Origin of the sequence: Streptomyces changanensis (assembly GCF_024600715.1) — a bacterium.
GTDB lineage: Bacteria > Actinomycetota > Actinomycetes > Streptomycetales > Streptomycetaceae > Streptomyces > Streptomyces changanensis.
In genome coordinates, this window is sequence record NZ_CP102332.1 from 2,835,134 (window position 1) to 2,859,154 (window position 24,021).

The window sequence follows — 24,021 nt, forward strand, 5'->3', positions numbered from 1 at the left end:
GCCCGGCGCCGTCAGTGCGCCAGGACCGGCACCGGGACCGCGTCCCCGTCGCCCGGCGCGCCGTCCCCGGCCCCGCCCTTCGGCGGTGCGAGGTTCGGCCGGCCCGTCGTGACGAGGGTCAGCGCGATGGCCGCGGCGGCGACGAGGATGCCGACCGCCCACCAGATGGCGGACGTGTACCCCTCCACCATCGACTCCAGCAGGACGAGCCGCTGGGCCTGCGGCGACGTCGCGGACGCGGCGTGGGCCGCGACGTACGCGGTGGTCGCGGAGGCGGCGATCGTGTTGAGCAGCGCCGTGCCGATGGCCCCGCCGACCTGCTGCGAGGTGTTCACCATCGCCGAGGCCACCCCGGCGTCACGCGGCTCGACGCCGTGCGTGGAGAGGGACATCGCCGGCATGAACGCCGTGCCCATGCCCAGGCCGAGGAGCAGCTGCGCGGGGAGGATCAGCCCCGTGTACGAGGAGTCGATCTCCAGCCGGGTCAGCAGCAGCATGCCGACGGCGGCCGCGAGGAAGCCCGGCCCCATCAGCAGCCGCGGCGGGACGCGGGTCATCAGACGCGTGCCGATCTGCGTCGAGCCGGTGATCATGCCGACGACCATCGGCAGGAACGCGAATCCGGTCTTCAGCGGCGAGTAGCCCTTCACCACCTGGAGGTAGTAGGTGAGGAAGAGGAACAGGCCGAACATCGCGATCACCGCGAGGCCCAGGGAGAGGTAGACCCCGCCGCGGTTGCGCTCGGTCATCACGCGCAGCGGCAGCAGCGGGTTGCGGACCTTCGCCTCGACCGCGACGAACGAGAGCAGCAGCAGCACCGACGCGGCGAACACCAGCAGCGTCCCGGCCTCGGTCCAGCCGTGCGACTCGGCGCGCGTGAACCCGTACACGAGGGCGACCAGGCCGAACGTGGACAGGAGGACGCCGGGGACGTCGAGCGGCGAGCGGTTGCGGCTGCCGACCGGCTCACGGATCACGAAGTAGGCGCCCAGCGCGGCGACGACCGCGAAGGGGATGTTGACGTAGAACGTCCAGCGCCAGTCCAGGTACTCGGTGAGGAAACCGCCCAGGATGAGGCCGACCGCGCCCCCGCCGCCGGCGATGGCGCCGTAGATGCCGAACGCCTTGGCGCGCTCGCGGGCGTCGGTGAACATCACGGCGAGCAGCGACAGGGCGGCGGGCGCGAGGAGGGCGCCGAACACGCCCTGCAGGGCGCGCGAGCCGAGCATCATGGCCTCACCGGTGGCGGCACCGCCGAGCGCGGACGCGGCCGCGAAGCCGAGGAGGCCCACCACGAAGGTCCGCTTGCGCCCCCACAGGTCGGCGATCCGGCCGCCGAACAGCAGCAGTCCGCCGAAGGCGAGGGCGTACGCGGTGATGACCCACTGGCGGTTGCCGTCGGAGATGCCCAAATCCTGCTGGGCGGAGGGCAGTGCGATGTTCACGATGGTCGCGTCGAGCACCACCATGAGCTGGGCCAGGGCTATGAAGACGAGCGCCTTCCAGCGGCTCGGATCGGGCAGCACGCCGGCTGCTTCGGGGGTTCTCGACATGGGTGTGGCCACCTAATGGGTCGTCGGCACGGAAAGAGGAAAGGCGTGGGGCGGGCGGAGCACGGTGGTACGGACGCAACCGGTGGTGCCGGTGCGGGTGGTACTGGTGCGAGCGGCACTGGTGATGCCGGTGTGGGTGGTACTGGTGTGGGTCCGTACGTCTCGCGGGCCGTACGTCGTGCGCGCGGTCAGGCGCGGGTCGTACGGCGTGCGGGGCGCACGGGTCCTGCTGGTCGTGCGTGGGCGTACGCCGCGTACGGGGTCGTACGTGGCGGTACGGGTTCGTGGCGGGCGTCAGCGGTCGTGCCGGCGCAGACCCTCCAGGGTCGCGGGGGTCCCGGGCAGCGGGGAGCGGCCGGGGGCCTCCAGGCCGTCGAGGAGGAGCTGCAGGTGGCGGTGGACGAACTGGTCGTTGTCCGGGCAGGCGGTGCCCGGCAGGGGGCGGGTGAGCTGGGACAGCGCGACGAGCAGGTCGCCGACGGCGACGTCGGCGCGGAGCCGGCCGGCCGCCTGCGCCCGCCGGAAGAGCCCCTGGACGGCCCCCTCCAGCCGGCCGCGCGCGGCGGCGATCCCCGGCTCGTCGTGGTCGAAGGTGCCGGAGAGCATCGGACACAGGGCGCCGAACCGCTCGTCGGCCGCCTCGTGCGCGAAGCGCCGAACCGCGTCGAACGTGTCGGCCTCCTCCGCCGCGGCCCGCTCGGCGCTGTGCGTGATGCGGGCCATGACGGAGACGACGACCTCGTGGGCGAGGGCGGTGCGGTCCGGGAAGTGCCGGTAGAGCGTGGCGTTGCCGACGCCGGCCCGGCGGGCGATCTCGTCGAGCGGCGCGTCCGCGCCGGACTCGACGAACATCTCGCGGGCGGCCGAGACGATCCGCTCGCGGTTGCGCAGGGCGTCCGCCCGCGGTCGCGGCGCCCGCCGTCCGGCCCCGACACCGCACCCGGCGAACGCGGAAGCCGTGCCGGTCGGGGAAGCCGTGCCGGTCGGGGAAGCCGTGCCGGTCGGGGAAGAGGAGGTGGTGCCCGTCGCGGGCCCGGTCGCCGGGGTGGCGGACGTCATGGCGGTCACGGTCGGACTCCCTCTCCTCGTGCGGTCTCGTACGCGTCGGCTCGACCTCGTCGTGCCTCGTCGTGGCCCGTTCGGCGGAGCCACGGCAACCGGGGAGAAGCTCCCCGCTTACCGGCGGCACCCATGCAAACGGGGAGACCGTCCCCGCTTATTTCCCGCCCGTCTGTGACCCGCGTCACCCGAATGCCCGGGTACCACGATCGGGCCACCCGGCGGGCGCCCCCCGAGCACCCGGCAGACGCTGTGGACATGCAGCAGCCGACCAGCCGACGACGGCGAATACGCAGGACTGCCGCGATCGGAACCGTCACCGCCCTGTCCGTGGCGGCCCTCGCCACGGCGAGTTCCACCCAGGGCCCCGTCCCCGCCACGGCGGGCCCCTCCGCCGCCGAGCCCGCGTCGGACGCCCTCACCCCCCGCTCGTCCGGTACGGCCGACCTCGCCGCGTGCCGCATCGGCCCGGCCCCGGACGTGCAGATGTCCGAGGGCGTCCCCACCCCGGCCGGCTACGCCCGCTCCACCGGCGTGGTCCGCGCCCTCAACCTGATGATCGACTTCCCGGACGCGGTCGGCGACGGCCCGGCGATGCGGCGGTTCGCGGAGTTCTTCCCGCAGACCTCCGACTGGTTCCGCACCAGCTCCTACGGACGGCTGCGCTACGTCCCGTACGCGCCGCTGACGGGCTGGCTGCGCATGCCGCTGCCGTTCGAGGCGTACGGGATCGACCGCGGCGCGCCGTACGAGCCCGGGTACCGCAAGCTGGTCGAGGACATCGTGGAGGCCGCCGACGAACGGGTCGACTTCAGCGCCTACGACCTGGTCAACGTCCTGGTCACGCCCAACGCCGGCCCGTCGGCCCTCGACACCGTCCTGTCCGTCACCTTCTCCGGCAACACGGAGGCGCCCCGCGCGGACGGGGTGGCGCTGTCCAACACGTCCTTCGTGTACAGCCGCCAGGACGACGGGTCCGGCTCCTTCGAGGAGACCGGCTTCCGGGTGCTGCCGCACGAGAACGGCCACGTCTTCGGCCTGCCCGACCTGTACACGCCCGAGGGCGGGGCGGCCGTCGGCCACTGGGACATCATGTCCGAGGACTGGGGCGCCAACAACGACCTGCTCGGCTGGCACAAGTGGAAGCTGGGCTGGCTCGACGCCGGGCAGGTGCGCTGCGTCGAGGCGCGCGGCACCCACGAGTTCGCCCTCACGCCGCTGGCCCGTTCGGGGCGCGGCGCGAAACTGCTGGTCGTACCGACGGGCCGCCGCTCCGGGTACGCGGTCGAGGTCCGCGTCCGGGAGGGCAACGACGAGGCGGTGTGCGAGCCGGGCGTGCTCGTCTACCGGGTACGGACGGACGTCGACACCGGTCAGGGCCCGGTGACCGTCGCGGACAGCGAGGGCGGCAGCGGCGGGTGCACACGCCGGCCCAACGTGCACGCGGAACTGTCGGACGCGCCGTACGGGCCGGGTGAGACGTTCCAGGACCGGACGGGCCGGATCGCGGTGACCGTGGTCGCGAAGGAGCGGGACGGCTCGTACCGCGTCCGCGTCACGCGCCGCTGAGACCGGGCGGCGCGCGTCGGGTCACACCACGGCACACCGGGGCACACCAGGTACAGCGAGCGGGTCACACCCCGCCGAAGCGTTCCCGCAACACGTCCTTGAGGACCTTGCCCGCGGCGTTGCGGGGCAGCGGGTCCGCCACGAAGTGGACGTGCGCGGGCACCTTGAACGCCGCCAGACCCCGCCCCACGTGCGCCCGCAGCGCGTCGGCGGTGACCACGTCGCCGCCCGGGACGTCCCGGAGCCGGACGACCGCGGCGACCTCCTCGCCCAGCACCGGGTGCGGGACGCCCAGCACGGCGGCGTCGGCGACCCGGGGGTGCGCGTGCAGGGCGGCCTCCACCTCGACGCAGTACACGTTCTCACCACCGCGGATCACCACGTCCTTGAGGCGGTCCACGACGTCGACCCGACCGTCCTCCCGCACCACGGCGAGGTCCCCGGTCCGCAGCCACCCGTCGGCCGTGAACGCCTCCGCGGTCGCCGCCTCGTCGCGCCAGTAGCCGCGCACCAGGCTCTGCCCGCGCAGCAGCAGCTCGCCGACCTCCCCGTCCGGCAGCGGCACGCCGTCGGGCCCGGCGACGCGGACCTCCGTGACGGGGGTCGGCCGGCCCGCGCTGCCGGGGCGGCGGCGGTACGCCTCGCCGTAGTGCGCGAGGACCCCGCCGCAGGTCTCGGTGAGGCCGTAGCCGTTGCGGGGCTCGATGCGCGTGCCGTACTCCTCCGTGAGGCGGCGGACGATCTCGGGCGGCGCGGCCGCCCCGCCGGTACCGAAGTTGGTGAGCGTGTCGAGTCCCGCGCCGCCCGCCGCGTCGAGCAGCTGCAGGGCGGTCGCGGGAACGCCGGCGTAGTGGGTGACGCGGTGGCGGCCGATGAGCTCCAGCGCCCGGTCGGGGTCCCACCGGCGCATGGACAGCAGCGTGCCGCCCGCGGCCATGACGGCGTACACGGAGGTGAAGGCGGCGGCGTGGAAGTACGGGAACGTCGTCAGCGACACCGGCGGCCTCCCCCGCCCCGGCACGTCCCCGCGTTCCAGGGCCGCGGCGGCCGCCTGGTAGCGCGGGTTCAGCGCGGCGGCGACCTGCGCCCGGTGGGTGGCGACGGCGCCCTTGGGGCGGCCGGTGGTGCCGGAGGTGTACAGGATGGTGGCGTCGTCGTCGGGCCGGACCTCCACGGCGGGCGGCGCGGCGCTCCCCGCCCCGACGCCGTACCCGCCGGCGTCCCCGACGCCGTACCCGGCGTACCCCGGGGTCGGTCCGGCGGCGTGGCCGGCGACGTCACGGCACACGTCACGGGCGGTCGGTACCTCGTCGAAGCCGACTCGGGGCACGTCGTTGTGCCGCGCCCAGTCCGCCAACCGCCCCGCCCGCTCGTCGTCCGCGAGGATCACCCGCGGCGCGCAGTCGTCCAGGGCGTACGCGCACTCGTCCGCCGTCCACCAGGCGTTGAGCGGCACGGCGACGAGTCCGGCGAGCTGCGCCGCCCAGAAGGCGACCTGCCACTGGGGCCGGTTGCACCCCGCGATGACCGCCCGGTCCCCGGGCCGCAGCCCGAACGCGTCGGTGAGGCGCGTCGCGAGCCGGCAGGCGGCGAGCAGGAACTCCCGGTACGTGTAGGACGTCCCCCCACCCTCACCGTCACCGTCGTCGAGGAGGAACACCGCGTCCCCGAACGCCCAGGTCGCCTCCGCGAACTCCCGCAACGTCCGCGGCCCGGCGACGTACTCCAGCCGCCCGTCCGCCCCCCGCCGCACGGCGAACGGCGCCCCGGGCGCGGTCAGCAGGGCCTCGGCCCGCGAAGAACTCTCGACGTACGACACGCCGGGACGCTACAGGAACCCCGCCCGCGGGCACCGTGACGGCCACCACGGCGGACCCGCATCCGCGCCGACGCCCGACACCCCCACCCGCTACACTGTCGGCGGCGGCCCGGCCCGCCATGATCACGCCTCAGTAGCTCAGGGGATAGAGCACCGCTCTCCTAAAGCGGGTGTCGCAGGTTCGAATCCTGCCTGGGGCACAGAGAAGAGGGCCAGCTCAGGAGGGATTTCCTCCCAGGCTGGCCCTTCGCCGTTCCGGACGCCGTGCCGCACGCGTGCCACTCCGCCCGCTCGGCGTCCTCCGTGGAGGAGTCCGACACCGATCCCCCACCGCCCCGGATCATGGCCCCGAGCCGGTCCGCGACGGCCCGGTCCCGGTCGCTGGTCATGTGCTGATAGCAGCGCGGCACGCGAGCTGCTGTGCCCCATCCGGTCATCAGCTCCCGCGTGCCGGCCCCGGCCGTCGAAGTCAACGTGTCGCCCGTGTGCCGCAGGTCGTGGACGTGCAGCTCGACCGTGACGCCCGCCGCCTTCCGGGCCGCGTACTTCGGCGCCTTGTCGAAGAGCCGGCCGTCCTGCGACTCGGCCTGGGCCCGGCGCACGGTGAGGGTCAGCTCCTCCAGGTCGACATCCCGGCCCCGCAGGACCGCGCCAGCTCGCCGAACCGCAGAGTGGTGAAGGCCGCCAGGAGCACGAGGAGCCGGTAGCGCGGCGCGATGGCGTCGGCGAGGGCGAAGACCTCCGCCACCGTGAGGACCGGCCGCTCGGGCACGTCATAACGGTCGGCACCCTTAGACCGTGTCCTATGTGGTGAGGCGGACAAGGCGCTTGTAGCAGCACAGGGCGGCGGCGAGGCCGGGAAAGGCCAGAAGTCGCGGGGGCGGCGCTCGTAGCGGTGGTTGAGTCTGCGGTAGCCGGCCAGCCAGGACATGGTCCGCTCAATCACCCACCGGTGCCGCCCGAGTCGCCCTGATGACCCGACGCCTTTGCGGGCGATGCGGAACGCCGATCCGCTTGCCGCGGAGCGATTTCCACAGTTGGACGTGTCGTATGCCGAGGCACCGGCACGCGCCGAGGGGGCCCGCGAGCTGGTCGAAGGTCAGCGGCCTGGGCACCGGCGCCGTGGTCGTCGCCGACCGCGCCGCGGCCAGGACGTTCTCCTCACTGTCCGGCGGCACGCTCCACGCCAGCACCGACGGCGGAGCGACCTTCACCCCCCGCGCCACCGGCCTTCCCGCCGATGGCCGGCTCACGGCCGTCCCCGGCGTCGCCGGGGACCTGTGGATCGCCGGTGGCGGTCAGGGGCTGCTGCACTCCACCGACGGCGGCCGCATCTTCACCAGGCTCACCACGGTGAAGTCCGCCTCCGCCCTCGGCTTCGGAAAGGCCGCACCCGGCGCCTCCTACCAGGCCCTGTACCTGATCGACACCGTCAAGGACGTCACCGGCATCTTCCGCTCCACCGACAAGGGCGCCACCTGGCTCCGCGTCAACGACGACGCCCACCAGTGGGGCAGCATCGGCGGTGTCGGCGTCATCACCGGTGACCCCGACACCTACGGGCGCGTCTACGTCGGCACCAACGGACGCGGCCTCCAGTATGGCGACCCGTCCTGACCCCGACGCCCGAGCGGGGCCGAGGGCATTGCCCGCGGCCCCGCGACGGCTGAGGAAACCCGACCGGTCACCCCTCCGCGGCCCTTCTCGGCCCCGCGCCTTCGCCGGGGCGGGTGCTTTCCGTGTTCGCGGTCCTGTGGGGCGCCGCGCTCCAGGAGCGGAGCCCGGACGGCATGCTCGGCCGGGTGTACGCCCTCGACGCCCTCCTCAGCCAGGCCCTCATGCCCGTCTGCGTGGCGGCGGGCTTCCTGCTGGGGGTGCTGTCCCCCGCGGCGCTCACCGCCTTCGCCGGGTGCGCGCTGGTCGTCACCGTGGTCGCCGTCCTGCCCGTCCCGGGCGTCCCCACCCTCGGCGCGCCGACGAAGCGGGAACCGGCGGGGACGCGATCCGGGACGCCGCTGTGACGGCGGGGCGGGGCCCCGGTGTCGGGGCGGGGACATCGTAGGGTCGTCGCATGGTGATCGGGACGGTTCGTGAGTGGCGGGACGAGGAGGGGTGGGGGGTGCTCGACTGCCCCGAGACGCCCGGGGGTTGCTTCGGGCACTACTCCGCCGTCGAGATGCCGGGCTTCCGCGCCCTGGCGCCGGGGCAGCGGGTCGAGCTGACCTGGGAGGCGCCCGGCTTCCGGCAGGACGGTTACGACTACCGCGCGCTCACCATCGTCCCCCTGCCCGCTTGACGCCCCGGGTCTCGCGGCAGGTGGTGCAGGAGCGGGGCCTCCAGGCGATGAGCGGGCCGCCCCACGGCGGGCGGTAGTGCTGTTCGCCGAGGTCGACGGCGGCGTCCTCGGTCAGCGGCGACCCGCAGTACACACAGTCGCGGCCACGGCGGCGGCCCGCGGTGAGCGCCTCCACGTCGGGTACGCCGTCCAGCGTCGACGCGGGCCAGTACTGGCTCTCGATCACTGCCCCGTCCTCCCTTCCGCGCACCGCGCGCAGGAGCACGGCGGGTAGGCGAGTCCGTCGAGGGGCGGCGGCCGGTCGTCGGGCTCGTACGCGCGCCGGTCCAGGACGGTGGTCGTCGTGCCGTCCGGGCCGACGCGGTACACCCGCAGGGAGATCCCGCTCACCGGGCGGCCCCCTCGACCAGGACGTAGGGGCGTACCGGGGAGCCCGTCTCGATCAGCACGTGCGGCCGGGCGGCGGCACGCGGCAGGTGCGGGGCGACGGGCGCGGGGCGGGGGCCGCGGGACGCGCCGTACGGGTGGGGTGCTCCGGGGAGCGGGTGGGGGTGCGGGTGTGTGCGCCCGGTTCGGCGGCCCGTTGCTCTCAGCCGAGACGCGAGGGCAGCGCCCAAGCGGCGTGGAAGGGTCATGGCGAATCCTCTTGGTCGGCCGTCCCCCAGGTGGGTGTGGGCGGCTCGCGGGGGTGTGACGCACACAGAATCTTGTGACGCAGTGTGTCGAACCAAGCCCACATCGGTAATCTCACGCTGGGATGACTTGCCATCCCCATCGCGCATACCGGGAGCTGCTGCATGTCGACCGTGTTGGAACCGATCGAGTTACCGGGTTGGGCCTGGGAGCATGCGGGAGTTCGGCAGGCCTTGCGGGTGCGTGACATCGGGGCGGTGTTCCGGCACGTCCAGCAGTACACCGGAGCAAGCCAAGCTCGCATCGCCACGGCTGCAGGGATGACGCAGGCACGCGTCAACGAGATCATCAACGGGCGTCGTGAAGTCTCCAGACTCGACGTGTACGAGCGGATCGCGCACGGTCTGCGCATGCCTGATGGCGCACGCCATCTGCTTGGCCTCGCGGCCGGTGGTGAACGGTGCGGGGACGGAGCGGCTTACGACCTCGCAGCCTTTCCCGAGGTCGTCCGCGTGTACGCGGCCCAGTCCTCGGCAGCTCAGGACATCCGGAACCAAACGAGCGAGGCGCGGGAGTTGGACGTCCTGGCCGTTCGGGGTCTCGGATTGATCGGCTTGAACGACTCACTGCTGCGGACGTGCCTCTCTCGGCGAACTGGAGGAAAGGGAATCCGCGTTCGGGTTGCCCTGTTGGATCCGGAATCACCAGTGCTCGCACGCCGTGCAGCCGAGATCGGCGAATCGGCGGAGTCCCTGGCCAGCGGCGTGTGTCTCGCCGAGGCCCGCCTACGGGAGCTCACCGACGTTTGTGACATCAGCGTGTACCGGTATCGCACTCTGCCCACTTGGCGTGTGATCCGCACGGACGCCACGATGTTCGTCGGCGCCTTCGACACCGGCTGGGAGGGTCACGAGTCGGCCACCTACAAGGTCATGGAGACACCTCAGGGCCCTCTGTTCCGGGGGTTCCGCCGCATGTTCGAGGCGGTCATCGACGAGGCCGAGCGAACGGTCTGACAGAAAGGGGACGGCGTGATCGAGGCGGAGCTGAAAGCGCGTGTGCACGCGCCCGAGGCGGTCATGCGCCGGCTGGACGAGCTGGCCACAGCTCGGATCGAGGTCTACCGCGATACCTATTACGACCGCCCTGACGGCTCGCTGGGCCATGCCGATCAGGAACTGAGGGTGCGAACCGTGCAGGGCGCCGGCAGCGCTCACACCCTGATCACGTTCAAGGACGCCGCGGTCGACTCCGAGTCCGGTTCCAAGCCCGAGCATGAGACGGTCGTCGGCGACGCCGACGCGGCGCATGCGATTCTCCGGGGTCTGGGACACGTCGAAGTGATCGCCTTCGAAAAGCACTGTCGCAACTACGAGTTCCAGGCGCGAGGTCGGCACATGGTCGCCACGCTCGTCCGGGTACCGGACATCGACGGGACGTTTCTGGAGGTCGAAGCCCTCGTTGCCGAACACGAGGTTGCCGCCGCCCTCGCCGATGTCCGCGCGGTACTGGCAGAGCTGGGGATCGAGCCGAAGGACCTCACACTCGATACCTACACTGGCGCTGTGGCGGCACAACGCTGTTGAGTCCTGCCAACGGGGCCCCTGGCAGAGGGAACACAGGAACGGCCGTACCCTCCGCGGGGCCGAACCGCGCGGAGGGGATGTGGCGCGGGCGGCTCGGGAGCCGCCCCCGGCGGGTGGGTCAGCGGTGGATGGACGGGGTGCGCCAGGTCTTGCCGCGGGTGAGGTCCTTCACCTGGAACGAGCAGTAGCCCTGGCGGGGGACGGCGAACGTCCAGTCGAGGACCTTGGTGGTGACCTTGTACGACGTGCCGCCGTACACGCGGTCGTCCCGCCGGCACAGGAGGGCGAACTCCACCCGGTGCTCGCGCATGTCGTCGCCCGCGTACAGGACGCCCTGGTAGCCGTTGGGCTTGTCGTAGATGCAGACGGCGGACTCCTCCAGGTACCCGGCCGTCGCGCACATCGTGTCGGCGGCCTGGGCGGTCGGGGCGGCGACGAGCGTGGCGAGGGCCCCCAGGGACAAGGCCGTCCGTCGGGTGGTGTCGTTCATGGGTGGTTCCCGGTTTCCGTCGGTGCCGGTGGCACGGGGCAGGTGTGGCGGTGAGTGGTGGGTGGCGGGTGGCGGGGTCGGCGGGGGTGTCACCAGGGCCTGTTGATCGGCACGTGCATGTCGGTGAGGTACCGCTCCGCCGCGTCGTCGAAGAGCGAGATCCCCGCGTGGACCGGGTCGTTCTGGCCGCCGTCGTCGGAGACCACGCCGATCTGCTTGCCGTTCCAGTACATGGGGCCGCCCGAGTCGCCGTTGCGCAGCGCGCCGTTCTTCGGGGAGCTGAAGACGCGGTAGGCCGGGCCGCCGGCGAGGTCCCGGGTGTAGTCGATGATCCTGACCTTCGCCTGCTTGAGCTTGACCGAGCCGGGGCACGACAGGCAGGTGCGGCCCCAGCCGAGGGCGAGGCCGTACTCGCCCGGTACGGGCTCCAGCCTGGTCTGCAGCTCGACGTGCTGGACCTCGGGGTAGCGGCGTACGTCGGCGGTGAGGCTGGCGACGGCGAGGTCCTGGTGCCGGTTGACGTTGCCGATCCGGATGCGGTGGCCCTTGCCCTTCTCGGTGTGGCCGACCAGGACGTAGTAGTCGCTGAAGTCCGCGCCCTGCGGGAAGCAGTGTGAGGCCGTCAGGACCTTGATCGGACCGACGACGCTGCCGCTGCACCGGTACGCGGGGCCGCCGGACGTCGACTCCCACACCTGGGCCATGCCGGATCCCCACCGCGACTCGATCGTCGTGCCGCCCTCGACGGCCTGCGCGGAGGGGGTGGCCAGGCCGAGGGCCACGCCCAGGGAGAGCAGCGCGGCGGTCGCCGTGCGTCGTACGCGGTGCCTGCGGGTGTTCTTCATGCTGTCGTTCTCCGGTCGCCGTGTGTGGTGAGGGGTGGTGGGGCGGGTGGTGTGATCGCGGGTCAGTACGCCGCGGCCTCGTCGAAGTCGTCCGTCCAGTGCATGACCCGGGCGTCGTCGGTGAGGTACGTGCCGGACGGGAGGGTCAGCTGCGCGGACGGGCCGGTGGAGCCCGTGCCGTTCGCGGACGCGAAGTGGACGGCGAGGCGGGAGGCGGTGCGGCCGTTGACCTCGCCGCCGGTGCGCTCGCCCATCAACACGACGGAGGCGTACGCGGACCCGCCCGGGGCGAGCCGGATGACGCTCTGCCGGCGGGTCGAGTCGTCGACGGCGATCGGGGCGTGCGCCTGGTCGAAGCGCAGGTACGGCGCGGCGTGGAGGTCGCAGGGCGCGGAACTCTTGTTGCTGGCGGTGAGCAGCAGGTGGTTGATGGGGCGGGCGGGGCGCTGGACGACGACGCGGGTGTTGGCGCCGGTGCAGGTGGTGACGGCCGCGGCGGCGGTCCTGCCGCCGTTCGGCCGGTGGGCGGTGGGCGTGCCGCCGGTGGCCTGCCGGTCAGCGGTGGCGCTGCCCGCCGCGGGGGCGGAGGGCGCGGCCGTACCGGAGCCGCCCGTGGAGGAGCCACCGGGGGTGCCGGGGGTGCCGGTGGCCTCCGCGCCGGGCGTCGCGGGCGCGGTGGACGGTGCCGGGGCGGTCACGGCGGTGCCGGCCGGCACGGCGGACGCCGGGTCCTTCGACACCTCGGTGATACCGCAGGCGGACATCGAGAGGGCCGCCGTCAGCAGGGCGGCGGCGATGGTGGTGCGGCGGATGCGGCTGGTGCGGGTGGTGGTGGAAGTGCGCATGGTGAACAAGCCCCCGTCGGGTGGTGCGTGTGTGGTGGTGGTCGCGGCAGTGGCGCCGTCCGAGCGCGCCGGTTCCTGGCGGCCGTGGGGCCCTCACGGCCCCGGTCGAGCCGGGGCGGTGTCCGCCTCCGGTCGAGCGGCCCACCCGGTCCGGGCGGCGCTGCCCTCACTCTGCGGGGCCGCGCGCCGTTCCCGCCAGCCACCGGTGGGAACGGGGGACGCTGGAACGCCCGAGCCAGCCCTGACCTGCGGAAAGGTGCGGCGCCTGGAACGCCTGCCTGGAACGGGGAAGCGGCGTGCCGGCCGGGTACGGGCCGGGTACGCCCACGAGTGCGGGCCGAGTACGGGTACGGCGACGGGTGCGGGCCGGGTACGCCCACGGGTGCAAGCCCACTACGCGCACGGGTGCGGGCCGGGCACGGCGACGGGAACGGGCCCGGTGCGGCCGGGCGCGGGCACGCGTCGGTGACGGGCGGCCGGGCCGTGGCACGTGGCTGGTGGCCGTGCGCGGGTCCGCGTCGGCGGTGACCCGCGCCCCGCGACCCGCGACCCGCGACCGTACGTCGGTACGTGGGTGGGGCGGTGCTCGGGGAGGGGAGGCGGCGTCAGTCGGCCGGGGCGGCGCAGGGGGTGCCGCGGGGGAAGAGGCCGTACGGCGACGCCAGCCGGTACACGCCCGGCGCGGGCGCCTCCAGCTCGGTCCACTCGTCCCCCTCCGCCGTCCGCGCGGACTTCCGCAGGCACGCGCCGCCCTCGGCGGGCAGCCGCTCACCCCGCTCGTCCACCAGGGACAGCCACGGCGAGTACGGGACCTTCACGCGTATCCGGCCGGGCCTGTCGACCCGCAGGGTGAGGGCGTCCGCCGCCGCCGCGTCGACCGTCGCCGACGGGCCGGCCAGGGGGCTCGCGCCGCGGACGGCGAACAGGCGCCAGTGGCCGTCGGACCACACCGGGTCCAGATAGGGCAGGCCGCGTTCGATCAGGGCGGTCTCCTCCTCGGCGCCCGTGTCGGGCCTGCCCGTGGGGAGGACGACGTACCGCACGGCCCAGCGGTCCAGCCAGGCGCGGTAGGTGCCGGCGTTCAGGGTGCCGTCGTAGAAGAGCGGGTTCCGCTCGATGTCGGCCTGGCGGTTCCAGCCCCGCGCGAGGCTCACGTGCGGGGCGAGCGCGCTGGACTCGCGGTGGCTGCGGGCCGGGACGACCTCGACGCGGGTCCGCTCCGCGCCCCGGCGCTCCAGTTCGTCCAGGAGCGGCGCCGTCCGGCTCGCCCACGACGTGTGCGGCGTGGTCAGCCGCACGTCGTCGACGCTCTTGAAGCCGATCCACGCGTGGAACACCAGCAGGGCGGCGAGCAGCGCGTACCGGCCGCGCCGCGTCGCGTACGGCAGCGCCGCGAGCAGCACCACGCCCGCGAACAGCATGGGCAGCCGCGTGACGTTGGAACCGATCTGCGAGTCGACCAGCCAGGTCAGCAGCGTCCCGGCGACGTACAGGCCCGCCGCGACGCGCACGGTCCGCCACGCCGCCGGCACGAGCGCCAGGCACAGCGCGCCGAACACCACCGGCAGCAGCACCGTGCCGAACCCCATCGGCTGCGTACCGGAGAACGGGAACAGCAGCGCCGTCGCCGCGACGACCAGCACGGGCGGCACGCCCAGCGCGTACGCGGCGGGCCGTCGGCCCCGCAGGAACAGGGCACCGGCCACCACCCCGAGGAACAGGCCCGCCACCGGGCTCGCGGCGGTCGCCGTACCGGCCAGGAGCGCGGCGGCGGTCGCCCGCGCGGCGTGGTGGCGGCGCCACCGGCGCGGCCAGGCGAAGACCACGGCAGCCGCGCCGAGCGCGCACATCAGCCCGAGGCCGAAGGTGACCCGCCCGGACACGGCGTTGCACAGCAGCGCGAACACCGCGGCGAGCGCGCAGGCGAGGGGGTTGCGGACGGCGCGGGTCCGCACCAGGAGGAGGGCGGTGAGCGCCGCCGAGACCGTCCCGGCGGCCATCATCGTCGCCCGCACGCCGACCAGCGACATCACGTACGGCGACAGCACGCTGTACGACATCGTGTGCATGCCGCCGTACCAGGAGAGGTTGTACGCCGAGCCCGGGTGGCGGGTCGCGAAGTCCGCCCACGCGTCCTGCGCCGCGAGGTCGCCGCCACTGTTGGCGACGGCGAGGAACCACAGGACGTGCAGCACGGCGGCCAGGGCGGTCGCCACCGCGACGGGGTGGGCGCGCAGCCGTCGCGGGCCCGCCGGCGCCGGGCGCTCGGATCCCGGGCGCGCGGGCCCGCGGCGTGCGGACGGCACACGTGCGGGCGGCACCCGTGTGGGCGGCACGTGTGTACGGGCCACATGGGTGGGCGGCGCGTGGGTGGGCGACGGGTGCGCGGACCGCACGTCCGGGCCCGGGCCTTCCGCGGTGGTCACTCCTCGGCTCCCTGGTCCGACCTTCTTCGACTGCTTCGACCTGCTCGGGCCCGGTCCACCTGCCCCGACCTGCTCCGACCCGCTCCGACTGCTCCGCACCGGATTCGGCCTGCTCCGGACCCCGGGCTCGGCCCGCTCCGGCCCGGGGTTCGGCCCGCTCCGGCCCGGGGTTCGGCCCGCTCCGGCCCGGTCCGGCCCGATGCGGGCTTCCCGGCGAGACGCGCTCAGGGCGCCCCGGTGGTCCGGGACGCCCTGGCCGCGCGGTGCGTCAGCCGATCCGGGTGAGCTTGGCGCCGAAGCCGGGTTCCGCCAGGTCCTGCTGGAGCGCCACCGGGACGCTGACCCGGCCCTCGCCGGAGCCGACGGCCAGCTCGCCGACGACCGTGCCCCCGGCCGCCGTGTGCGGGACGGCCTTGCCGCCGTCGGTGAGGATCAGGTCGACCTCCAGCCCGGCCCAGCCGACCGGCTTCAGGTCCTTCGTGGCGACGACCGGCGTACGTCCGCCGAGGCCGTCGTCGACGTACCCGACGACGTCGCCCTTCTTCACGACCGCCGCGGACGTGACGCCCTCCTTGGCGGCATCGATGAGGCCGCGGCTGAACGTCTCGACGGCCAGCTTCGTCTTCTCGGAGAGCAGCGCCGGCGACTTGACGTTCATGACGATGCCGAGGACGCGCCGCACCTTGCCGTCGACCACCGTGTTCGCGGACCACAGGAGGTTGCCGCCGGCCGGGGTGGACGTGCCGGTCTTGACGCCGGAGATGCCTGGCTGCAGCAGGAGGGTGTTGCCGTTCTCCAACTGCCGGCCGATCTGCGGCAGGGTCACGTTCGGCATGTCGACGATCTCGCGGAACGCCGGGTCCTTCATCGCCGCCTTGGCCAGCTTCAGCTGGTCGACCGGGGTGGAGACCGTGCCCTTGTCGAAGCCGCTCGCGTCCGTGTACGTCGTGTTCGTCATGCCGAGGTCCTTGGCGGTGGTGTTCATCTTCTTGATGAACGCCTCCTCGGACCCCGCGTCCCAGCGCGCCAGCAGGTGGGCGACGTTGTTCGCGGAACGGATCATCAGCAGCTGGAGCAGCTCGCCCTGCGTGTAGACCTGCCCCTTCTTGACGGGGGCGACGGACCAGTCGGGGTTGCTCGCCTGCTCCTCGGTCAGCTGGTCGATCTCGATCTTCGGACCGGCGCTCTTGCTCTTGATCGGGTGGTCGCGCAGGAGCACGTACGCCGTCATCGTCTTGGCGACGCTCGCCATCGGCGCGGGCTTCTGCGGGCCGTACGTGCCGATCAGGCCGACGCCCTCGACCTCGACCGCGCCCTGGCCCTCGGTGGGCCACGGCATGGCCGGCTTCCCGCCCGCGAAGGTGTACGTGGGGTCGGCGGAGAGGCTCAGCGACGGGGCGGGCAGCGGCCGCAGCATCTGTACGACCGCAAAGACGATCACCAGGAGGAGGACCAGCGGGGACCAGATCTTGACCCGGCGCACGAGCGTCCGCACCGGTGTCTCCGGCGGGGGCGGCGTGTTCGTCAGCTCCGCCAGGAGGTCCAGCGGCGGGAGCGGCGGCATGGGCTGCTGCTTGGTGCGCTCGGCCTCGGCGAGGGACGCGGGCGGCGCGGGAGTCTCGGCGGTGATCTCGTTCGGGGCGGCGGCACGCGGCGGCACGGTGGACGCCGCCCCGGCGGACGCCGTCGCCTTGCCGGACGCGGTCGCCCCGGCGGACGCCGTCGCCTTGTCGGAAGCCGTCGCCTTGCCGGACGTCGGCCCGGCGGACATCGCCTTGCCGGAGGCCGCCGTGTCGGGCGTCGGCCCGGCGGACGTCGCCGTGGCGCGGGCCTGCGTCTCGGGGGTGCCCGTGGCGCGCTTGGGCGCGGCGGGGCGTACGTCGTCGGTGCGCAGCGGCACGAACGTGCTCGGCCGCCCGTCGGACTCGTCGTCGGCGGTGTCGGCACCGGCGGTGTCCGTGTCGGTGTCACCGTCGGCGGTGTCGCGGGCGCTCGTGTCGCGGGTGCCGCCGGTGGCCCACTTGGGGGCGGTCCTGCCGGCGGGGGCCTCGTCCGCGTCCTCGCCCGCCGGGGCCTTGCCCTTGCCCTTCGCGGGGGTCGGCGTGGCCGTCACGGCGGCGGGCTCGTCGTCCGACGGGGTCTTCCCCGAGGACGCCGGGGACCTCGGCGTGAGCGCCTTGAGCGCGGTCGTGGGCTGGTCGACCCGCGCGGCGGGCTTCCGGACGGTGCTGAAGACCGCGGTGGGCTGGTCGACGTTGCGCTCGGCTGTCGCAGCCGGGGCGGGGTCCTCCTGCTCGTCGTCGCGGTCATCGTCACCGTCGCGGTCTTCGCCGTCGCCGTCGCCGGCGCGGTCGCCGGCGCGGTCGCCGTCGGCGCGCGCGTCCGAAGCGGCCTCGGTGGCCTCGGGCTCGGCCTCATCATCGGCGGTGTCCACGGCGGCCGCCTCCGGGGCGTCGGCACCGGCACCGGCGTCGGCACCTGCATCGGTGTCGGCCGGGGTCGTGGGGTCGGCGGCCCCAGCGGAGTCGGCGGTGTCGGCGTCCGACGACTCCCGCGCCTCGGGCACGGTCGCGCCCCCGGCGGCAGCCGTACGCTCCCCGGCGGACCCCTCCGACGCGTCCGACGCGTCCGACGGCTTCGACGGCTCCGCCCGGTCGGCCGCCGCCTTCGCCGTGTCGGGCGAAGCCGCCCCGTCCCGTGCCGGCTCCCGCGCCGGCTCCGGCTCCGTCAGCTTCGGCGCCTTGAACACCGCGGTCGGCTGGTCCACCCCAGCCGGCCTCGCACCGGTCCGCGCCTCGCCGAAGGCGGCGAGCCGCGGATCGCGACCGCCCGCAGCCGTCTCCCCCGGAGACTTCCGCTGCTCCGACTTGTCGGGGGACTCGCCCGCCACCGTGCCTCCAACCAACGCGTTGTCCGAACCGTGTACCAGTGTCCTGTGTGAGCCCCTCGGCCCCCGTGCTAGACGAGAACGACATACCTGCCGGTTCCCGCACGAAGCACCCAGGCGCTCTCGACAGATGAATGTGAGAGGGGTCACCCTGTCATTCATCCACGCGGGGAGGCATGGATGGGCAGGAGCCGCAGAACACTTCCGGAGGAGCTTCTGCTGCTCGCTCTGGACCCGGCCACGGGTACCACAGCGCAGCCGCAGTCGCTCGACCTCGGCCTCGCCGGAGCACAGCTAGTGGAGCTGGCTCTGGCAGGACGGATAGCCCCTGACGGGGATCGTATCGCCGTGGTGATGCCACGGCCGACAGGAGATCCGACGCTGGACTCCGCACTGGAACTGCTGCGCAGACGCGGCAGCCCGGTACGGGCGGTCCACTGGATAGGCGGACCCCGGCTGGGGTTGCGTCAGACGTACCTCTCGCACCTGGAGCGCTGCGGCATGGTCCACGCCGTGGAGAGCCAGATGTGCGGGGTGCTGCCGACGACGCGCTACCAGGCGACGGACACCGCCATCAGCCGGGAGATCAGGTCCCGGCTGGACAGCGCGATCCGCACCGGCGTACCGCCGGACCCGCGGACCGCCGCCCTGGCCGCGCTCGCGCACGCGGTCGGCCTGGGCAAGCACCTCTACCCCGGTAACGAGGGGCGTTCGTCGCGCTCCCGGCTCCGGGACCTGATCCGGCACGACCCGATGGGCGGCCTCGTGGCGCACGCCGTGATGGACGTCCAGAACGGCGTCGGCGCTCCGCAGCGCCGTCCGCCGGCCCCGGGAGGTCCAGGCCGGCCGGCCGCCACCGTCCCGATGCGGACGGCGTCGCACCCCGGGCCCATGGCCCGCGTCGCCGCGCGCTGAACCACCGGCACCACGCGCACCACCCGCACGCACCACCCGCACCGCCGCCCGTACGTGGCACCGCCGCCCGTACGCGGCACCGCCGCCCGTACGCGGCACCCCGGTACGGGAGCGACACCTGTACGCCCGCACCACCGCACGTCCACCGCACCGGCGTCCCACACGGCCCGGTCGGGAGTCGCACGGGTGCGCGGGGCGGCCCGCACGGCCGTCCCGCGCGTTCGCGTTCGCTCACCCGTGTGGCAATTCTCCAGCGCCACACGCCCTTTGGTGGCAGTCTGCTGAGCAGTAGATACGCAGAGCAACGCCAGCTACAGCCAGGCAGCCGGAGGTGCAGTTCCCGTGGCGTCCAATGTCAACCCCACCGTCAGGCGACGCAGACTGGGCATGGAGCTCCGCCGGCTGCGCGAGCAGAAGGGCATGACGGCGGAGGAGGTCGCCGAGCGGCTGCTCGTCTCCCAGTCGAAGATCAGCCGGCTGGAGAACGGCCGCCGCTCGATCAGCCAGCGCGACGTGCGGGACCTGTGCGGGGTGTACGAGGTCGAGGACCGGCGGATCGTCGACTCGCTCATGCAGATGGCGAAGGACTCGCGGCAGCAGGGCTGGTGGCACGCGTTCGGCGACATCCCCTACAGCGTGTACATCGGCCTGGAGACCGACGCCGCGTCGCTGCGCGTCTACGAGCCGCAGATCGTGCCGGGGCTGCTCCAGACCCGGGCGTACGCGGAGGCCGTCATCAACGGCGCGCTGCCGGAGGCGCCGGTGTCGGAGATCGACAAGCGGGTCAACGTCCGTACGCGCCGCCAGGACCGCGTCCACGACGTGGAGAAACCGCTGCGCCTGTGGGCGGTGATCGACGAGTCGGCGCTGCGCCGGGTCGTCGGCGGCCGGGACGTGATGGTGGAGCAGCTGGAGTCGCTGATCGAGCTGTCGCACCTGCCGCACGTGACGGTGCAGGTGCTGCCGTTCGAGATGGGCGCGCACCCGGGCATCAGCGGGCACTACGCGATCCTGGAGTTCCCCGACGCGACGGACTCGTCGGTCGTCTACATCGAGGGCGTCACCAGCGACCTGTACCTGGAGAAGCCGAACGACGTCCAGCGGTACAGCGTCATGTACGAGCACCTGCGCGCGCAGGCGCTGGGGGTGGAGCAGACCCGGCAGTTCGTCGCGGCGGTGGCCAAGGACCACGCCGAGAGCTGAGCCGGCGGCCAAGGACCACGCCGAGAGCCGAGCCGGCGGGCCGGGGGCCGCGTCGCGGCGCCACGGAGCCGCGCGGCCCTGCGGCGCGGCTGCCCACAGGCGCCAGGCTCCACGGGCCGAATGTCGGGGTTCATCCGGAAACAACCGATCCGACAGTACGAGGATCGGCACGGTACACCCCCACCGGCCGCCGACGGTAGACCGGACGGGAACATGCCATCCGGATGAGTGAACGACCGCCCCGGACCCGGAGGGTGGGCGAGTAGCGTCGATCACGCCAGCCTGACGGTTGGCGCGACTCCTGCCAGCCAGAACCAGCCAGAACCGGAGTGAACAATCATGGCCATTATTCAGGGCGCCACGGACACCTGGACGAAGTCCTCCTACTCCGGCGGGAACGGCGCGTGCGTCGAGGTCAAGTCCCCCGCCGTCGCCTCGATCGCGGTCCGCGACTCCAAGGTGCCCGCGGGCCCGTCGATCTCCTTCGTACCGGGCGCGTGGAACGCCTTCGTCCGCGAGGTGGGCGCCGGCTCGCTCTGAGCCGCACCCCTTCCTGCCCCCCCACGTCGCGACGGAGCCCTCTCGACTGGTCCGCCGTCCCCGGCCGAGAGGGATCGGGCCCACCCGCGACGACGCCCCCACTCCCCGCCCCCATTTCTTGCCGGTCCCTTTTCCGGCCCTTTCTGTGAACTTGGTCGACATACCGGTCAGTACCCGGCAGTGTGACCTCTGAGCGCGAGCCGCCGGTCCCCGCCTCCCCGCCACGGACCACGGCGTACGAGCCTGTCCTCCTCCTCTCCACGGCCGCACGGGACCCGCATCCCGCGCGGCCGTCGTCATGCGCGCACCGAGCCGCGGCGCGTGCGCGCCGGCCCGCGCGCACGGGGTGCCGACGGCCTGACGAAGCGTCCGGTCATCGTCCGACGCCCCCTGCGCCGCCGACAACGGGCCCGAAGGTCAAGAACCGGCAAAGACGTTCCAGCCGGTGACTGCTGTTCATGTCCATGACCCGGAAGGGTCTTGACCGCTTGCCCGCCCGGACGGTTCAATCCCCGAAAGCCCCGCTCCCGCACGGGGTGCCGCTGGTCCGCACCGTACTGACGAAGTGCCGTGGCGTTCACAAGGCGGACCCCTGGAGGGGGCAATGAACAGTCTCGACTGGGCTGTGCTCATCGGCTACTTCGGCGTGATGGTGGCGATCGGGCTCTGGTCCCACAAACGCATCGACGACGTCGGGGACTTCTTCACCGCGGGCGGCCGCATGCCCTGGTGGCTCTCCGGCATCTCCCACCACATGTCCGGCTACAGCGCCGTCATGTTCACCGGGTACGCGGGCATCGCCTACACCTACGGCGTCACCTCGTACGTCACCTGGTCCTTCCCCATCGCCGTCGGCATCGCCATCGGCGCGCGGCTCTTCGCGCCCCGGCTCAACCGGCTCCGCTCCCGGTTGCGCGTCGCGTCCCCGCTGGAGTACCTGAAGAACCGGTACGACCTGCGCACTCAGCAGGCCCTCGCCTGGTCCGGGATGCTGCTGAAGATCGTCGACGTCGGCGCGAAGTGGGCCGCCATCGCCACCCTGCTCTCCGTCTTCACCGGCATCTCCCTCAACCAGGGCATCCTCATCACCGGTGTCGTCACGGGCGTCTACTGCACCGTCGGTGGGCTGTGGGCCGACGCGCTCACCGAACTCGGCCAGTTCGTCATCCAGTTCCTCGCCGGGATCGCCATGCTCGCCGCCGTCCTCGCCGAACTCGGCGGCTTCAGCGCGCTGTGGACGGTGTGGGACCGGCCCGAGCTCCAGGGCCACGCGGAACCCACCGCCGGGCCGTACACGATGACCTTCCTGCTCGCGTACCTCTTCATCAAGACCTTCGAGTACAACGGCGGCATGTGGAACCAGGCGCAGCGCTACATGGCGACGCCCAGCGCCCGGGAGGCCACCCGGTCCGCGTGGCTCTCGGCGGCGCTGTGGCTCGTCTGGCCGCTCGTCCTCTTCTTCCCCATGTGGTGCGCGCCCCTGCTGGTCACGCCGGAGAAGGCCGACGCCTCCGACGCGTACGCGCTGATGACGGGCGAGCTGCTGCCGCACGGCCTGCTCGGGCTGGTCGTCGTCGGTTTCTTCTCCCACACGATGGCGATGTGCTCCTCCGACGCCAACGCCATCGCGGCCGTCTTCACCCGGGACATCGCCCCCGTCCTGTCGAAGGCCGCGCGCGGCTGGTCCCACCGGGCGGCGCTGCTCGCCGCCCGGTGGTCGACCGTCGCGTTCCTCGCGCTGTCGATGGGCATCGCCACCCAGGTCGACTCGCCCGCCTTCAAGGACATCATCACCGTCGTCATCAAGTGGGTGGCCGGGCTGATGGGGCCCATCGCCATCCCGTTCATGCTGGGTCTGCTGCGGCCCTTCCGCCGCTCCGGCCCGACCGCCGCGCTGGTCTCCTGGGCCGCCGGACTCTTCGCCTTCTGGCTCACCAACTACGGCCTCGACGGCGTCGAACTGCAGATCCAGATCGTGTCGCCGGTCGCCACGTCCCTCGTCCTGTACGTCCTGCTCGGCCACCTGAAGCCCGAGGACACGCCCGAACGGGACGCCGTGCTCGACCGGATCAACACCGAAGCCGACGGCTCCGACACCGGTGGGCCCGACACCGAGGCCCCCGGCGCCGGATCACCCGGCGCGGGGTCGCCCGACACCGGAACCCCCGACGCCGGGTCCACCGGCGCCGGCTCGCCGGCCGCCGCTCAGCCGCGCGGGTAGCGGGCCAGCCAGCCCGGCGACGCCGCCGACGGGCCGTGCAGCGCCGGGCCCTGCGTCATCTCCAGGGCGAAGTCGTCGGCCAGCTCCAGCAGCGTGGACCGCCCCTCCAGCTCGGCCAGCCAGGCCGGCGGCAGGGCGGTCTCGCCGTGCAGCGCCCCCAGCAGGGCGCCCGCGAGCGCGCCCGTCACCTCCGACGGGCCGTCGTGGTTCACCGCCAGGCGCAGCCCGTGCGGTACGTCCTCGGCGACCAGCGCGCAGTACACGGCGATCCCCAGGGCGTCCTCCGCGGCCTCCCCGTCCGTGTCGCCCAGCGACGCGATCCGGTCGGGTGTCGGCACGCCCTCGCGCACCGCGGCGACCGCCCGCTCCAGTGCGGCGGCCACCGGCTCGTGGTCGGGCCGCTCCGGCAGCTGCGCCAGCGCGCCGCGCACCGCCGACTCCACGTCCAGGCCCCGCGCCACCCCGTGCACCACCACCGCGTACGCGCCGGCGGCCAGGTACGCCGCGGGGTGGCCGTGCGTCTGCGTGGCGCACTCCACCGCCAACTGGCACACCAGGTGCGGCTCCCAGCCCACCAGCAGCCCGAACGGCGCCGACCGGACCAGGGCGCCCGCGTCCCGGGCGGCCGGGTTCTTCGGTGCGGCCAGCGTGCCGAGGACCTCGTCGCCCAGCCCCGTCAGACAGGCGCGGGGCGGATCGCGGCGGGTGTACAGCCACTCCTGCGCGGCGAGCCAGCCGTTGTCCTTGCGCCGCTCGTCCGGGCCCCAGTCGCGCTGGGTCGCCGCCCACCGCAGGTAGGCGCGGTGCAGGTCGGTCGGCGGGTGCCAGGCGCCGGTGTCCCGGCGCACCTGGGCGCGGATCAGCCCGTCGACGGTGAACAGGCCGAGCTGGGTGGCGTACGTGACGGCACCGCGCCGGCCGTGGGCGGGCGCCAGGTCCGTGAGCCCGTCCGCGCCGTGCAGCTCGCGGATCGCCTCGACGGGCAGGCGCGCCACGCCCGCGCCGAGGGCGTCCCCGATCGCACCGCCCAGCAGGCAGCCCCGTACCCGGGCGCGGAAGTCCTGCTGTTCGGCCCGGCCCCAGACGGTCGCCGCTGTGGTACTCACCGACAGGCCCCTCCCCCGCGACATGGCT

The 24,021-nt window shown here is 73.6% G+C and carries 20 protein-coding genes, 1 tRNA gene and 3 pseudogenes; 11 read left to right on the top strand and 13 right to left on the bottom strand.

The window, feature by feature from the left end; genetic code table 11:
* Positions 1-11: 11 nt before the first annotated feature.
* Both NRO40_RS12520 and NRO40_RS12525 read right to left on the bottom strand, forming a co-directional pair.
* Positions 12-1,553: an MFS transporter gene (locus tag NRO40_RS12520; protein WP_058941780.1), complete on the bottom strand. Its 1,542-nt coding sequence runs from the start codon at positions 1,551-1,553 to the stop codon at positions 12-14.
* A 294-nt stretch (positions 1,554-1,847) separates the two neighbouring features.
* Positions 1,848-2,612, bottom strand: a complete 765-nt coding sequence (locus NRO40_RS12525) for a TetR/AcrR family transcriptional regulator (protein WP_079046998.1) — start codon at positions 2,610-2,612, stop codon at positions 1,848-1,850.
* 258 nt (positions 2,613-2,870) lie between these two features.
* Between NRO40_RS12525 and NRO40_RS12530 the strand changes: the two genes are divergently transcribed.
* Positions 2,871-4,181: a M6 family metalloprotease domain-containing protein gene (locus NRO40_RS12530; protein WP_058941806.1), complete on the top strand. Its 1,311-nt coding sequence runs from the start codon at positions 2,871-2,873 to the stop codon at positions 4,179-4,181.
* Positions 4,182-4,245: 64 nt separating this feature from the next.
* On the opposite strand, the gene NRO40_RS12535 is transcribed toward NRO40_RS12530, so the two are convergent.
* Positions 4,246-6,000: a class I adenylate-forming enzyme family protein gene (locus NRO40_RS12535; RefSeq protein ID WP_058941781.1), complete on the bottom strand. Its 1,755-nt coding sequence runs from the start codon at positions 5,998-6,000 to the stop codon at positions 4,246-4,248.
* A 127-nt stretch (positions 6,001-6,127) separates the two neighbouring features.
* On the opposite strand from NRO40_RS12535, the gene NRO40_RS12540 reads away from it, so the two are divergent.
* Positions 6,128-6,200 (top strand) — tRNA-Arg (locus tag NRO40_RS12540).
* On the opposite strand, the pseudogene NRO40_RS30780 reads toward NRO40_RS12540, so the two are convergent.
* A pseudogene (locus NRO40_RS30780) lies at positions 6,162-6,799 on the bottom strand (tyrosine-type recombinase/integrase); the annotation flags it as partial. The gene NRO40_RS12540 and the pseudogene NRO40_RS30780 overlap by 39 nt on opposite strands.
* A gap of 4 nt (positions 6,800-6,803) precedes the next feature.
* A pseudogene (locus NRO40_RS12550) lies at positions 6,804-7,037 on the bottom strand (transposase); the annotation flags it as partial.
* A gap of 46 nt (positions 7,038-7,083) precedes the next feature.
* On the opposite strand from NRO40_RS12550, the pseudogene NRO40_RS12555 reads away from it, so the two are divergent.
* From NRO40_RS12555 to NRO40_RS12565, 3 genes and pseudogenes are all read left to right on the top strand, one after another.
* Positions 7,084-7,617: pseudogene (locus NRO40_RS12555) on the top strand (WD40/YVTN/BNR-like repeat-containing protein); the annotation flags it as partial.
* A 122-nt stretch (positions 7,618-7,739) separates the two neighbouring features.
* Positions 7,740-8,021 carry a hypothetical protein gene (locus NRO40_RS12560; RefSeq protein ID WP_058941783.1) on the top strand — a complete coding sequence of 94 codons (282 nt, stop codon included), beginning with the start codon at positions 7,740-7,742 and terminating at the stop codon, positions 8,019-8,021.
* Positions 8,022-8,071: 50 nt separating this feature from the next.
* Entirely contained in the window at positions 8,072-8,296 is a 225-nt protein-coding gene (locus NRO40_RS12565) for a cold-shock protein (protein WP_058941784.1), read from the top strand.
* Here the strand turns inward: NRO40_RS12565 and NRO40_RS12570 are convergent.
* On the bottom strand, positions 8,271-8,522 hold the full coding sequence (locus NRO40_RS12570; RefSeq protein WP_058941785.1) for a hypothetical protein: 252 nt from the start codon (positions 8,520-8,522) through the stop codon (positions 8,271-8,273). The two genes, NRO40_RS12565 and NRO40_RS12570, sit on opposite strands and share 26 nt — an antisense overlap.
* Complete coding sequence (locus NRO40_RS12575) at positions 8,519-8,686, bottom strand: hypothetical protein (protein ID WP_157901822.1); 168 nt, start codon at positions 8,684-8,686, stop codon at positions 8,519-8,521. Before NRO40_RS12575 ends, NRO40_RS12570 begins: the two co-directional genes overlap by 4 nt.
* 407 nt (positions 8,687-9,093) lie before the next feature.
* Here NRO40_RS12575 and NRO40_RS12580 point away from each other — a divergent pair, with 407 nt between their 5' ends.
* Both NRO40_RS12580 and cyaB read left to right on the top strand, forming a co-directional pair.
* Positions 9,094-9,945, top strand: a complete 852-nt coding sequence (locus NRO40_RS12580; RefSeq protein ID WP_058941786.1) for a helix-turn-helix domain-containing protein — start codon at positions 9,094-9,096, stop codon at positions 9,943-9,945.
* A gap of 15 nt (positions 9,946-9,960) precedes the next feature.
* A complete protein-coding gene (cyaB, locus tag NRO40_RS12585; protein WP_058941787.1) occupies positions 9,961-10,515 on the top strand; it encodes a class IV adenylate cyclase in 555 nt (184 codons plus the stop codon).
* A gap of 118 nt (positions 10,516-10,633) precedes the next feature.
* Here the strand turns inward: cyaB and NRO40_RS12590 are convergent, their stop codons facing one another.
* The 5 genes from NRO40_RS12590 to NRO40_RS12610 form a co-directional block, all read right to left on the bottom strand.
* A complete protein-coding gene (locus tag NRO40_RS12590; protein ID WP_058941788.1) occupies positions 10,634-11,005 on the bottom strand; it encodes a hypothetical protein in 372 nt (123 codons plus the stop codon).
* A gap of 89 nt (positions 11,006-11,094) precedes the next feature.
* A complete protein-coding gene (locus tag NRO40_RS12595) occupies positions 11,095-11,850 on the bottom strand; it encodes a S1 family peptidase (protein ID WP_058941789.1) in 756 nt (251 codons plus the stop codon).
* A gap of 62 nt (positions 11,851-11,912) precedes the next feature.
* Positions 11,913-12,695, bottom strand: a complete 783-nt coding sequence (locus NRO40_RS12600) for a DUF4232 domain-containing protein (protein WP_157901823.1) — start codon at positions 12,693-12,695, stop codon at positions 11,913-11,915.
* A gap of 605 nt (positions 12,696-13,300) precedes the next feature.
* Positions 13,301-15,091, bottom strand: coding sequence for an MFS transporter (locus NRO40_RS12605; RefSeq protein WP_408057084.1), 1,791 nt, complete (start codon positions 15,089-15,091; stop codon positions 13,301-13,303).
* A gap of 298 nt (positions 15,092-15,389) precedes the next feature.
* Positions 15,390-17,888 carry a D-alanyl-D-alanine carboxypeptidase gene (locus NRO40_RS12610; protein ID WP_058941791.1) on the bottom strand — a complete coding sequence of 833 codons (2,499 nt, stop codon included), beginning with the start codon at positions 17,886-17,888 and terminating at the stop codon, positions 15,390-15,392.
* A gap of 300 nt (positions 17,889-18,188) precedes the next feature.
* On the opposite strand from NRO40_RS12610, the gene NRO40_RS12615 reads away from it, so the two are divergent.
* The 4 genes from NRO40_RS12615 (at position 18,189) to NRO40_RS12630 (ending at position 22,887) form a co-directional block, all read left to right on the top strand.
* Complete coding sequence (locus NRO40_RS12615; RefSeq protein ID WP_079046991.1) at positions 18,189-18,923, top strand: GOLPH3/VPS74 family protein; 735 nt, start codon at positions 18,189-18,191, stop codon at positions 18,921-18,923.
* Between the two features lie 342 nt (positions 18,924-19,265).
* Positions 19,266-20,126, top strand: coding sequence for a helix-turn-helix domain-containing protein (locus tag NRO40_RS12620; protein WP_058941792.1), 861 nt, complete (start codon positions 19,266-19,268; stop codon positions 20,124-20,126).
* A gap of 339 nt (positions 20,127-20,465) precedes the next feature.
* Positions 20,466-20,666 carry a DUF397 domain-containing protein gene (locus NRO40_RS12625; RefSeq protein WP_058941793.1) on the top strand — a complete coding sequence of 67 codons (201 nt, stop codon included), beginning with the start codon at positions 20,466-20,468 and terminating at the stop codon, positions 20,664-20,666.
* A gap of 604 nt (positions 20,667-21,270) precedes the next feature.
* Entirely contained in the window at positions 21,271-22,887 is a 1,617-nt protein-coding gene (locus NRO40_RS12630) for a sodium:solute symporter family protein (protein ID WP_079046992.1), read from the top strand.
* On the opposite strand, the gene NRO40_RS12635 is transcribed toward NRO40_RS12630, so the two are convergent.
* On the bottom strand, positions 22,872-24,017 hold the full coding sequence (locus NRO40_RS12635; protein ID WP_198549313.1) for an ADP-ribosylglycohydrolase family protein: 1,146 nt from the start codon (positions 24,015-24,017) through the stop codon (positions 22,872-22,874). The genes NRO40_RS12630 and NRO40_RS12635 overlap by 16 nt on opposite strands.
* Positions 24,018-24,021 lie beyond the last annotated feature (4 nt).